The sequence below is a fragment of the Methylobacterium sp. CM6246 genome (genome assembly GCF_054818005.1).
In genome coordinates, this window is the sequence record NZ_JBTXKY010000001.1 from 742,370 (window position 1) to 754,603 (window position 12,234).

9 protein-coding genes and 1 pseudogene are annotated in these 12,234 nt (G+C 71.3%); 8 read left to right on the plus strand and 2 right to left on the minus strand.

The window, feature by feature from the left end; all coding sequences use genetic code 11:
* Positions 1-22 precede the first annotated feature (22 nt).
* The gene (locus tag ACYQPG_RS03715; RefSeq protein ID WP_461230276.1) at positions 23-967 is read left to right on the plus strand and encodes an outer membrane protein; all 945 of its coding nucleotides are present in this window, start codon (positions 23-25) and stop codon (positions 965-967) included.
* Between the two features lie 28 nt (positions 968-995).
* Positions 996-1,256: a hypothetical protein gene (locus tag ACYQPG_RS03720; protein WP_461230277.1), complete on the plus strand. Its 261-nt coding sequence runs from the start codon at positions 996-998 to the stop codon at positions 1,254-1,256.
* Positions 1,257-1,263: 7 nt separating this feature from the next.
* Here ACYQPG_RS03720 and ACYQPG_RS03725 read toward each other — a convergent pair whose 3' ends face one another.
* Entirely contained in the window at positions 1,264-1,812 is a 549-nt protein-coding gene (locus ACYQPG_RS03725; RefSeq protein ID WP_007563401.1) for an HNH endonuclease, read from the minus strand.
* 782 nt (positions 1,813-2,594) lie between these two features.
* On the opposite strand from ACYQPG_RS03725, the gene ACYQPG_RS03730 reads away from it, so the two are divergent.
* Complete coding sequence (locus tag ACYQPG_RS03730; protein ID WP_461230278.1) at positions 2,595-5,303, plus strand: DUF3772 domain-containing protein; 2,709 nt, start codon at positions 2,595-2,597, stop codon at positions 5,301-5,303.
* A gap of 101 nt (positions 5,304-5,404) precedes the next feature.
* Positions 5,405-5,914, plus strand: coding sequence for a CAP domain-containing protein (locus ACYQPG_RS03735; protein WP_187278597.1), 510 nt, complete (start codon positions 5,405-5,407; stop codon positions 5,912-5,914).
* A gap of 99 nt (positions 5,915-6,013) precedes the next feature.
* On the opposite strand, the pseudogene ACYQPG_RS03740 reads toward ACYQPG_RS03735, so the two are convergent.
* Positions 6,014-6,779 (minus strand): annotated as a pseudogene (locus ACYQPG_RS03740) (motility protein A).
* 275 nt (positions 6,780-7,054) lie between these two features.
* Between ACYQPG_RS03740 and ACYQPG_RS03745 the strand changes: the two are divergent.
* The 4 genes from ACYQPG_RS03745 to ACYQPG_RS03760 all read left to right on the plus strand — a co-directional run bounded on the left by ACYQPG_RS03745 (position 7,055) and on the right by ACYQPG_RS03760 (position 12,228).
* Entirely contained in the window at positions 7,055-8,839 is a 1,785-nt protein-coding gene (locus ACYQPG_RS03745; protein WP_461230279.1) for a glucan ABC transporter ATP-binding protein/ permease, read from the plus strand.
* 148 nt (positions 8,840-8,987) lie between these two features.
* Positions 8,988-9,704 carry a DNA polymerase III subunit epsilon gene (gene dnaQ, locus ACYQPG_RS03750; protein WP_147910181.1) on the plus strand — a complete coding sequence of 239 codons (717 nt, stop codon included), beginning with the start codon at positions 8,988-8,990 and terminating at the stop codon, positions 9,702-9,704.
* A gap of 136 nt (positions 9,705-9,840) precedes the next feature.
* Entirely contained in the window at positions 9,841-11,151 is a 1,311-nt protein-coding gene (locus ACYQPG_RS03755) for an extracellular catalytic domain type 1 short-chain-length polyhydroxyalkanoate depolymerase (RefSeq protein WP_461232415.1), read from the plus strand.
* 195 nt (positions 11,152-11,346) lie between these two features.
* Positions 11,347-12,228: a TIGR01459 family HAD-type hydrolase gene (locus ACYQPG_RS03760; RefSeq protein ID WP_147898346.1), complete on the plus strand. Its 882-nt coding sequence runs from the start codon at positions 11,347-11,349 to the stop codon at positions 12,226-12,228.
* The last annotated feature ends 6 nt before the right edge of the window (positions 12,229-12,234 follow it).

The following is a 12,234-nucleotide window of genomic DNA, read 5'->3' on the forward strand; positions in this document are numbered from 1 at the left end:
TCGCAGTTCCAGGACGATCCCGATGCGCACCGTCACCCTGCCGCTGCTGGCGATCCTCGGCCTCTGCGGCGCGAGCACCGCCCGGGCCGCCGACCTGGATTACGATTACCTGCGCGGCGCCGATTACGACCCGGTCCCGGCTCCGGTGCTCGACTGGAGCGGCGTGTATGTCGGCGGCCATGGCGGGTATACGTCGGGCGGCCTGGCGCAGCGCGATGCCCTGCAATCGACCCTCGCGCAAGACTTCAGCTACAGCGCGGTCGAGAGCGAGTTCGGCGTCTCGAAGTTTCTGTCGCTGCCCGGGACCCGCGTGAAGAGCGCCAGCTTCGGTGCGTTTGCCGGCTACAACATCCAGTTCGACGAGATCGTCCTGGGTATCGAGGCCGACTACACGCACGCGGACATGAACAGCTGGTCGACCAACGGCATCAGCCGGATCATGACGACGGCCGCGGGCAATTCCGAATCGGTCAATCTCTCGGGTACGTCGAACACGCGGATCGACGATTACGGCAGCATCCGCGCCCGGGCCGGCTACGCCTTCGGCAACCTGCTGCCCTACGTGACCGGAGGCCTTGCGGTCGGCCGGGTGACGATCGACGACACCGTCGCGGTCCAGAATTACGGCTACGGCGCTACGACCTATGCGGCCAACCAAGCCCTGACCACGGGCCTGCCGGCGGCCGTCTACAATCACGGCTATGCCAGCTTCAACCAAAACTTCCCGCTGAACCGGTCGACCCCGGCCGGACAGGGCGCCCAGACCATTCCGTACGGCCCGAGCACGCTGGTGGCCAACGCCAAGACCAAGACGATCGGCGGCGTCGCCCTAGGATTCGGTCTCGAATACGCGATCACGCCCAACATCCTGCTGCGGGGCGAGTACCAGTACGTGCTGTTCCAGAGCTTCAACGGGCACCGTGCCGAGCTGAACACCATCCGTGGCGGCGCGGCCCTCAAGTTCTGATCGCCCCGATGCCGGCCGGAGACCGACCATGACAGCGCCCTGCTCCGCCCGACTGCCGATGCGCGCGCGGGCCATGCTCGCGACCATCCTGCTCGCCGCCCTCGCTCCCGCCCCGGCCTCCGCCTGGCCCGAGGATCGCGGCTTCGATCCGCCCCGCCTCCGGCGCGTCGTCCGCGTGCGGCCCGACCTGGCGGCCGTGCCGCCGCCCGTGATCGTCCGGGGCTACCTGCCCCGCAACCACAACGTCCCGATGTACAACGAGCCGCCCCGCCGCGGGCCGGCTTGGTGAATCAGTCTCAGCTCTCCAGTTCGCTGTCCCAGTACAGGTAGTCGAGCCAGGTGTGGTGATACTGGCGGTGGTCGAACTCGGGCTGCCGGTGGTGCAGCTCGTAGCGGGTCGGCCGGCGCGGCTCGGTGGCGAGGGGCATGTCGGCCTCCTGCGGGGTGCGGTTGGCCTTGCGCAGGTTGCAGGGCGAGCAGGCCGCCACCACGTTCTCCCAGCTCGACAGGCCGCCCCGGGAGCGCGGCACCACGTGGTCGAAGGTCAGGCCGCCCGAGGGCAGCCGCAACCCGCAATACTGACAGCTGAAGCCGTCGCGCAGGTAGATGTTGTAGCGGGTGAAGGCCGGGCTGCGGGCCAGCGTCACGTAGTTCTTCAGCGCCACCACGCTCGGCACCCGCAGCGCTCGCGAGGGCGAGCGCGCCTCGACGTCGTAGCTCGCCACCAAGGTGACGCGATCGAGGAACAGGGCCGTGAAGGCGTCCTTCCACGACCAGAGCGAGAGCGGATTGTACGAGAGCGGCCGATAATCCGCGTTCAGGACGAGGGTTTGGAGATCCATCATCGGCGCGACTCTTCAGACTATCTCTGACGCGTGTAACGCGCGGGAACGCGCCGTCGCCCCACCGGCCCGTCCGACGCAGCCGGGGGCCGGTGCAGGACGGGCCGGCGGACGGGGCGTCGGCTCGGCGGGAGAGGCGGAAGGAGCAACAGGGCGGCGGGCCGGCGCGCGAAGGCGCCAGTCGGTGCGGTAGCAACCGGAACGCGGCCGGGCCGGACCGGCTTCGGAGCCGGCCGAACCCTTTCGCGTGACGACGAAAAGGCCCTGTCCATAAGGTGTTCATCTAATCCCACCGTGACACCCTTGTGAAGCTTTTCCCGCCGGGTCCCGGGGACGCACCCACAGCCGGCCCCCAAGCCAGTCCCGAAGCCGGCCCCCAAGCCAGTCCCGAAGCCTGTCCCAAAGCCTGTCCCAAAGCCGGTCCCCAAACCTGTCCCGAAGCCGGTCCCAAAGCCGGTCCCCAAACCTGTCCCGAAGCCGGTCCTGAAGCCTGTCCCGGAGCTCGCCGCGGGAACGGGCGATCGGCCCGAGGGTGGGCAGGGGCACGGTTTGGCCCTATTGCTCGCCCACAGCGCTCGGCCGCGCGAATCGGGCCCGGCCGCGCCGCCGGCGGTCCCGATTCGCGCGGCTTCGATATCCCGTGCTCGCCGACGCCGAACCGATGTCCCCTCCGGCGGCGGGCGCTCCAAGAGGCCCGCAGGCGGCCCGCGCGGTTCCCGACGACCGCCGGTCCGCCGATGCCGGGCCCCGAACGCGCGCCTGCCGCGCCCGACGAGAGGTAGCCCATGATCCGCACGCTGGTGCGCTCCCGGAAGCCGAACGCCGCGCCGCGCGCCCCCGTCGTGCTGGCCGTCCTGGCCGCTCTGATGCTGGGGATCCCGGCGGCCGTGCCGCCGGCCTCGGCGCAGGGCGGGAGCCCGGCCGGACAGGCCGCGGAGGGCAAGCCTGCCGATGCCAAGCCTTCTGATGCCAAGCCTTCTGATGCCAAATCTTCCGACGCCAAAGGGGCTGACGGGAAGCCGGCCGCGCCGAAGCCCGCCGCGCCCCAGCCCGAGATGTCCGAGCCGCTCAAGGCGGTCCGGGCCCAGCTCGACGCCGCCAAGGCCGAGCTCGAGGCCCGCGAGAAGCAGCTCGGGCATCCCGACCTGACCCCGACGGACCTGGCGTCGATTCGCGACAGCGCCGCCACCGTCACGGAGGAGATCCGCGCGCTGATCACCCGGCTCGACACGCCGCTCGAGGCGGCGCGCGAGCGGCTGACCCAGCTCGGCCCGAAGCCCAAGGACACCCAGGAGAGCCCCGACGTCGCCGAGCAGCGGGTGGAGCGCGATGCCGCCGTCGCCCGCATCGACGAGACCCAGCGCCTCGCCCGCTCCCTGCAGGTGCAGGGCGACCAGATCATCGACCGGGTTTCGAACCGCCGCCGCGAATCGTTCACCCGCGACCTGTTCCAGCGCTCGCAGCCCCTGGTCGGGCCGGGCCTTTGGACCAAGGTCATGGCCGACGTGCCGCGGGATACCCGCTCCCTGCAGAGCGCCGTGTCGGATATCGGGCTGCTGTTCTCCCGCAACGGCAGCATCGGCAACCTGCTGTTCCTGGGGCTCGCCTTCGGGATCTCGATCGCGCTGTATTTCGGGCGGCGCAACATCGCCCCCCGGGCCGCCCGGCGGGATGCCGCCACCGCCGAGCCGTCGCGGCGCGCGACCCTGCTGGCCGCCTGGCGGGTGATCCTGCTCGGCACCGTGCCGGCGGTGGCGGGCTCCTACGCGGTCTACTACGCGCTCGACGCCACCAACCTGCTGCCCTCCCGGCTGCTTCCGGTGGCCGCCGCGATCCTGGGCGGCCTCGCCTTCATCGCCTTCGTGGAGGCCCTGTGCGACGGGCTGCTCAGCCCCGACAAGCCGGCCTGGCGCCCCGCCCCGGTCGGCGACGCGGCGGCCACCCGGCTGACCCGGCTGGCGGTCGGCATCGCCACGGTGCTCACCGTGGTGAAATCCGTGGAGGCCTTGAATTCCGGGATCTCGGCGGCCCTGCCGATCTCGATCGCGACCCGGGGCCTCGGCGCCGTGGCCACGGCGCTGATCCTGGCGGTCGGCCTGCACCGGTTCGCCGACACCGATCAGGAGGAGGAGGCCTGCTTCGGCCCCTACGTGCCGACCAAGACCACCACGGGCATCGGCGGCCCGGCCCGGCTGCTCGGCTGGGCCGCCGTGGGGCTGATCGGGCTCGGCGCGCTGGTGGGCTACGTCGCCTTCGCAGCCTTCCTGATCGATCAGCTGATCTGGGCCGCGAGCGTCCTGGTCCTGCTCTACCTGCTGGTCCAGAGCGTCGACACGTTCATCGGCCGCGCGCTCACCGACGAGACCCGGCTGGCCACCACGCTCCAGGCCAATACCGGCCTGCGCAAGCGCTCGCTGAACCAGATCTCGGTGCTGGCGACCGGGGCCGCCCGGGTGGTGCTGATCCTGGTGGCGGCGCTGCTGGTGCTGGCGCCCTGGGGGCTCGATTCCACCGACATCGTCTCGTCGATCCGGCAGGCCTTCTTCGGCTTCAAGGTCGGCGACGTCACGATCTCGCTCTCGAGCATCGCGTTCGGCATCGGCATCCTGGTGCTCGGCGTGTTCGTCACCCGGGCGGTGCAGCGCTGGCTCGAACTGACCTACCTGCCGGCCACCGACCTGGACGCCGGCCTGCGCAACTCGATCACCACGATCGCGGGCTATTGCGGCTTCCTGCTCGCCCTGGCGCTCGCCTTCTCGTATCTGGGCCTGAGCCTGGAGAAGCTCACCATCGTGGCCGGCGCCCTGTCGGTCGGTATCGGTTTCGGCCTGCAATCGATCGTCAACAACTTCGTCTCCGGCCTGCTGCTGCTCTGGGAGCGCCCGATCCGGGTCGGCGACCAGGTGGTGATCGGCGATTCGGAGGGCATCGTGAAGCGCATCTCGGTGCGCTCCACCGAGATCCAGACCTTCGACCGCTCGTCCGTGATCGTACCGAACTCGAACCTGATCTCCGGGGTGGTCAAGAACCGGGTGCGCGGCGACCGCTCCGGCCGGGTCAGCATCACGGTCAGCGTCCTGCGCAACCAGGATCCGGTGCGGGCCGCCGAGATGATCGTCGGCTGCGCGCAGGGCCATGCCGACGTGCTGAAGGACCCGGCGCCCCGGGTGGTGTTCAAGAAGATCGGCGACCCGTTCCTGGAATTCGAGCTGCTGGTCTGGATCGTCGATGTCAGCCTCGGCCAGAAGGTCCAGACCGACCTGAACTACGCGGTGTTCGCGACCCTCTCGGGGGCGGGCTTCATCCCACCGCTCGGCCCCGGCGCCAGCATCGTGACCGTGCAGGGCTTCGAGGCGATGCAGGCCGCCATGGGCGAGATCGCGAGCCGGTTCGGGCAGGGTGCGTCAGTCTCCGACCCTCAAGAGGCGAAGGAGGCCGGGGCATTGCCGGCCCAACAGCAGCGCGACCGTGGGCTCCGCAGCGCCGGAGGCTGAGGACGGGCGGCCCGGGCGGCGGAGCCGGTCGCGCAATCGCCCCGCGCTCCCTATATCGCTCGGGCGTCCAAGCCGGATGCGCAGAGCATGGACCTTCGAACGTGGGCGGACGCAACCTGAGACGCGGCTTCCGGGCGGCGGCCTGTATCCCGGCGCTGGCGCTGCTCGGTGCCTGTGCCGCCCAGGTGCCGACCACGACGGCGCTGCCGAGCATCTACCTGCCGCTGGCCAGCCAGACCGCCCATGTCGACACCGACGCCGCCCGGGACATGATCTCGTCCTATCGCCGCAACCGCGGCGCCGGCCCGCTGACGGTGGATCCCGAACTGCAGCGGCTGGCCGAGGCGGAGGTGGCCGCCATGGCGCTCGCCGACCGGCCGAGCCGGGCGCAGACCGTGAAGTCCGCGGTCGGACGGCTCGGCTTCTCCGACGTGAACGCCAACCTGTCGGCCGGCTACCACACCCTGGCCGAAGCCTTCTCGGGCTGGCGCGAGAGCCCCCCGCACGACGCCACCATGCTCGACCCCCGGGCGACCCGGATGGGGATCGCCACCGCGTACGCGCCGGGCTCGAAGTACAAGGTCTACTGGGCGCTGCTCACCGCCAAGTAGGACGCGACACCAGCGGAAAGACGGTTTCGAAGGGCTCTGCCCTGCACCCGCAAGAGGGCGCGGACCTCTCGAAACCCCGACCGTCGGCGGTGGGTCGCCCTACGGCAGTCCCTTCACGTTCGGCACCGGCGGCGCCTCCGTCAGCAGCGTCACGGTCACCCGCCGGTTGGCCGCCAGGTCGGGGGTGTCGGGGATGCCGTCGATGATCAGCGAGCGCGAGACGTCCGCCTCCTCGAGCTTCACGGGCAGCTTGTCGGCGAGCGGCAGGGTGATCAGGTTGGCGATCCCGGCGCCGTAGAGCGTGGCCAGCGGCGCGGTCGCCATGGCGGGCCCGAGCTTCGAGGGGGCGGACATGTTGGCGAACATCGCCACCGGGCCGAGGATCGGGCCGATCAGGCCCCAGGCCGGGGCGCAGTCGCCGTAGGCCCGGCAGACCTTCGAGCCCTCATCGGGATGCGTGAGGACGTTGTCGCGGTCGCGCTCCATCGTGTCGCGGATGAAGTCCCGGTCGTAGCCGTCGGCGATGCCGCGCGCGCCCTGGGCGAGGAACGGGTCGGAGATCTCCATGTTCTCCAGCGCCATCGGGCCGGACTCGCGGACCACGTCGGCGATCTTGGTGATCTCCTCAGATCGGCGCCTGCGGCATCACCGAGCGCATCACGAAGGCGTAGCGCAGGCCCATCGGCAGGCCGTGCACGATCACCGGGAACGGGACGCGGATCATCGTGGCCGCGGTGGCGTCCCCGAACACCACCCCCGCCGCGTACTCCGACGCGGAGGCACCGATATGGCCGCCGTCGAGGAGGATCAGCCCGACCACGACGCCGAGGCTTGAGAGGAGGCCGAGTGCGGTTGCGCGATCCACGGCCCTGGGCGCCCGATGCAAATCGTCAACGAGTCGCCCCCCGCTGTGGCTTGCGGCCGGGTTATTCGCAGCGTTAGGAAATCTTGCTGAACGAACCGTAAAGGCGGACGCTTCGACCCTGTATAGGGCCGTCATCGCCCGTTCAGGCGGGCCCGGGCATAAGCCGTGTGGTGCGAGGGGTTTGGCGGCGGAATCGGCGGTGGCCGCCCGTCGCACGGACCTTAAGAAGTGGCGCGAGACCCGGATACACGGGCCGCGCCGGGGGTGGCGGAGCGGTGGCGATGGTTCGTCTGTACGGGCGGGTCCTGGGTTTCCTGAAGGCGGATCGGCGGCTGGCCATCGGCTTGGCGGCCACCAACGTCGTGCTGGCGGTGGCGGCCTTCGCCGAACCGCTGCTGATGGGCCGGATCATCGATCAGCTGACCCACCTCAAGCGCGGCGGCAACGCCATGGCCACGATGCTGCCCCTGCTGGCGGCCTGGGTGGCGTTCGGCTTCTTCACCATCGCGGCGGGCGTGTTCATCGCGCTCCACGCCGACCGGCTGGCCCACCGCAACCGCCTGTCCTCGATGGCGAGTTACTTCGAGCACGTCCTCGACCTGCCGCTGGCCTTCCACTCGGCCAACCATTCCGGCCGGGTCCTGAAGGCGATGCTGGAGGGCACCAACGGCATGGCCTGGCTGTGGCTCGGCTTCTTCCGCGACCACCTCGTCGCCCTGGTCTCGCTGGTCGTGCTCCTGCCGATGACCCTGTTCATCAACTGGCAGCTCGGCTCGATCCTGGTGGTGCTGGTGGTGGCCTTCACGGCGCTGACCACCTTCGTGATGCGCCGGACCGAGACGCTCCAGGGCCAGGTCGAGGAATTCAATTCCGGCCTCGCCGCCCACGCCTCGGACGCGCTGGGCAACGTCGCGGTGATCCAGTCCTTCACCCGCGCCAAGGCCGAGAAGGACGCGATGCGCGGCATCATCACCAACCTGCTCGCCGCGCAGATCCCGGTCTTGTCCTGGTGGGCGCTCGCCAACGTGGCGACCCGCGCCTCGGCGACCATCACCATGACGGCGATCTTCGTCACCGGCATCTGGCTGTACCAGGCCGGCACCACCACGGTGGGCGAGGTCGTGGCCTTCATGAGCCTGGCCACCGCCTTCGTGGCGCGGCTCGACCATGTGGTCGGCTTCGTTAACGGATTGTTCCAGCAGGCGCCCAAGATCGCCGAGTTCTTCGAAATCTACGACACCGTGCCGGCCGTGGCCGACCGTCCCCATGCCCGGCAGGTCGCCCGCTTCGAGGGCGAGGTCACCTTCGACGACGTCGCCTTCTCGTATGACGGCCGGCGCAAGGCGCTGGACGGCGTCTCGTTCTCGGCCCGCCCGGGCGAGACCGTGGCGCTGGTCGGCACCACCGGCTCGGGCAAGTCGACGACGCTGGGCCTCCTGCACCGCAGCTTCGATCCGTCCTCCGGGGCGATCCGCATCGACGGCCTCGACGTGCGCGACATCGGCCTGTCGTCCCTGCGCCACAACATCGGCGTGGTGTTCCAGGAGCCGATGCTGTTCGCCCGCTCGATCCGCGAGAACCTGCAGGTCGGCTGCCCCGACGCCACCGATGCCGAGATGCTCGACGCCCTCGATCGGGCCCAGGCCGGCGCCTTCATGGCGCGCCAGCAGGACGGGCTCGACACGGTGATCGGCGAGCGCGGCCGGTCGCTCTCGGGGGGCGAGCGCCAGCGGCTCTCGATCGCCCGGGCGCTCCTGAAGAACCCGCCGATCCTGATCCTCGACGAGGCGACCTCGGCGCTGGACGCCGCCACCGAGCGCAAGCTCCAGGGCGCCCTGGAGGCCGTCATGGAGGGGCGCACCACCTTCGTGATCGCCCACCGGCTCGCCACGATCCGGGACGCCGACCGCATCCTGGTCTTCCACGAGGGCCGGATCGTCGAGGCCGGCACGTTCGACGCGCTGGTCGCCCAGAACGGCCGCTTCGCCGAACTCGCCCGGGCCCAGTTCATGGCGGCCGAGGCCGACGAGGACGAGGGGCGGCTGGCCCTGGCGGCCTGAGGCGCTCGCCGCCAGGCACACGGGCGCCGGTCCGCCGGCGTCCAAGGAAGTGTCAACCTTTCGGGCGACAGAGTCCTCCGCAAGCGGTCACCCGCCCCGGAGCCCCATCGCCGATCGGGCGCGTGATCCTGACCCCTGAGTCGCAAAAATGCTGCGTGAGATCGTCCTCGACACCGAGACCACCGGCACCGAGGCGCGGAACGGCGACCGGCTGATCGAGATCGGCGCGCTCGAGCTGTTCAACCACATCCCCACGGGCCGGACCTTCCACCGCTACTGCAACCCGCAGCGGGCGGTCTCCGAGGGGGCGTTCAACGTCCACGGGCTGTCGGACGCGTTCCTGTCGGACAAGCCGCTCTTCGCCGACATCGTCGGCGAGCTGCAGGCCTTCCTGGCCGACGGGCGCCTGGTCATCCACAACGCGCCCTTCGACGTCGGCTTCCTCAACATGGAATATGCCCGGCTCGGGGCGAACGCGCCGCCGCCGATTCAGCTGGACGACGTGGTCGACACCCTGCCCATGGCCCGGCGCAAGCACCCGGGCGCGGCCAACAACCTCGACGCCCTGTGCAACCGCTACGGCATCGACACCAGCCGACGCACCAAACACGGGGCGCTCCTCGACGCGCAGATCCTGGCGGAGGTCTATGTCGAGCTGCTCGGCGGCAAGCAGACCAGCCTTGGGCTCCTGGACGCCCAGTCCGGCCCGGCGGTCCGGACCGTCGTCCAGGCGGCTCCGGCGGCCCCTCGGCCATATCGGAGCCGCCTTACGGATGAGGAGCGGGCGCGGCACGACAGCTTCCGCGCGAGCCTCGGTGCGGCACCGATCTGGGCCGAGTATATCGGCGCCGACGACCCGTCCTGACCGGCCTTGCCGCATCGCACATCGGCCTCTATTGCATCGCACCATATGCCGACCCGCGGGCCATCCCGGCCGCGACACGGACGCTGATGTGACCAAGCGCGCACCCATCATGGATCCCTTCGGCAAGCTGAAGGCTATGCAGGACGGTGCCCGCGACCGGGCCACGCATTCGCCCTTCGCCGACATGATCGAGGCCACACGCCTGACCAGCCTGGGCCGCCTGGACGAGGCGACCACCCTGATCCAGCGCAGCTTCGGCGGCTACGCGGCCCCGCCGCCGCCGGAGACCGCCGAGACCCCGCAGCAGCCCCAGGTGCAGCTCCAGGCGCAGCCCCAGGTGCAACGCCCGGATGCGCCGAGCGCGGCCCCCGGGCATGCCGGGACGGAGGCTCCGGCACCGGCGCGGCGCGCGGCGCGCATCGAGCCCGCCCGCAACCCGATCTCCGATCCGGCGCTGCGGGTCCGCAACGCGGTCGGCAAGGTCGTGCGCGGGCTCGCGCCGGTGCTCAAGGGGTTCGGGCAACCGCGGCGCGGACCCGCGCGGCCGCCGGCGCCCGGCAAGCCGGCATCCCGCAAGCCGCCGGCCGAGAGCCGGTTCGTCGGCCTCAGCCACGCCGAGCCGGCCGGCAGCCGCGACTACAAGCTGTTCATCCCGGGGAATCCGGCCGAGCCGGCGCCGCTGATCGTGATGCTGCACGGCTGCATGCAGAACCCGGACGATTTCGCCGCCGGCACCGGCATGAACGTGCTGGCCGAGCGCGCCGGCATCTTCGTCGCCTATCCGGGCCAGAGCCGGCAGGCCCATGTCCAGCGCTGCTGGAACTGGTACGATCCGCGCGACCAGCGCCGGGAATCCGGCGAGGCCGCGATCATCGCGGGGCTCACCCGGGCCGTGATGGCGGCCCACGCGATCGACCCGGCCCGGGTCTACATCGCCGGCATGTCGGCGGGCGGCGCGGCCGCGTTGAACATCGCCCGAGCCTATCCGGACCTCTACGCCGCCGTGGGGGTCCATTCGGGCCTCGCCGCCGGCTGCGCCCGCGACCTCGGCTCTGCGCTGATGGCCATGCAGGTCGGCGCGCCCGGCCTCGGCACCGCGGCGTCGTTCGGGGCGGCCCCGGCCGGGCAGCGCATCCCCACCATCGTGTTCCACGGCGAGGACGACGGCACCGTCAGCGTGCGCAACGCCGACCAGGTGCTGGCCCAGGCCAACGTCGCCGGCCTGACCGCCCGGTCCGAGACCTTCGAGGACCGCGGCCATCCCTTCACCCGCACGCGCTTCCGGGACGAGGCCGGCCGGGTCGTGGTCGAGGATTGGCGGATCCGGGGCGCCGGCCATGCCTGGTCCGGCGGCCGCCCCGAGGGCAGCTACACCGATACCGACGGGCCCGACGCGTCGCGGGCCATGCTCGATTTCTTCACCGAGCAAAAGCTCGGGCCGCGGTAGAACAGCGCCCGACCGCGCTGCAAGCGGGAACGGCTCCCAGGCCTTGGTTCGACGCCCGCGCTCACGCCGGACCGGTCCCCGGTCGGGCGGCGAGCGCTCTAAGCCTTGGGGTCGCGCGAGCCCGGAGGCTTGCAGCGCGCCGCCCTGCACCCGCAAAAGGTCCCGGACCTTTTGAAACCGTGACCGGATCCCTCCATGACCGCACCGATCCCGACCCTCGACGGCCTCGCGCAGGTGGCGGAGCGCTACGACCTGCTCCTCTGCGACGTCTGGGGCGTGCTGCATGACGGCCAGAAGGCCCATGTCCCGGCCGGCGAGGCGCTGATCCGGTACCGCGGCCTGCCGGGCGCGCGGCCGCGCCGGGTGATCCTGGTCTCGAACGCGCCGCGGCCCGGGGACGGCGTCGGCCGGATCCTCGACCGGTTCGGCGTGCCCCGGGAGGCCTACGACGCGATCCTGACCTCGGGGGACCTCACCCGCGGGCTGATCGCCGAGCGCCCGGGCGCCCGGATCCGGCATCTCGGGCCCGAGCGCGACCTCGGCATCTTCCAGGGCCTCGACCTCAGCCTCGTCCCGGAGGTGGAGGCCGACCTGGTGGTCTGCACCGGCCTGTTCGACGACCGCAGCGAGACCGCCGACGATTACCGCGACGAACTCATGCGCCTGGCAGCCCGGGGGCTGACCCTGATCTGCGCCAATCCCGACCTCGTGGTCGAGAGCGGCAACCGGCTGATCCCCTGCGCGGGCCTGCTCGCGGCGGCCTATGCCGAACTCGGCGGCGCCGTGATCTACGCCGGCAAGCCCCACCGCCCGGTCTACGAGGCGGCGCTCGCCAAGGCTGCCGACCTCGCGGGCGCGCCGGTGGACCCGGGCCGCGTGATGGCGATCGGCGACGCGATCCGCACCGACATCGCCGGCGCCCGCGGCTTCGGCATCGCCAGCCTCTTGGTGGCCCGCGGCATCCACGCGGAGGAACTCGGCGTCTCGGCCGAGCACCACCGCCTCGGCGACGTCGCCGAATGGCTCGGGCGCCAGGCCGTCCACCCGGACGCGGTGATCGAACGGCTGGTCTGGTAGCGCATC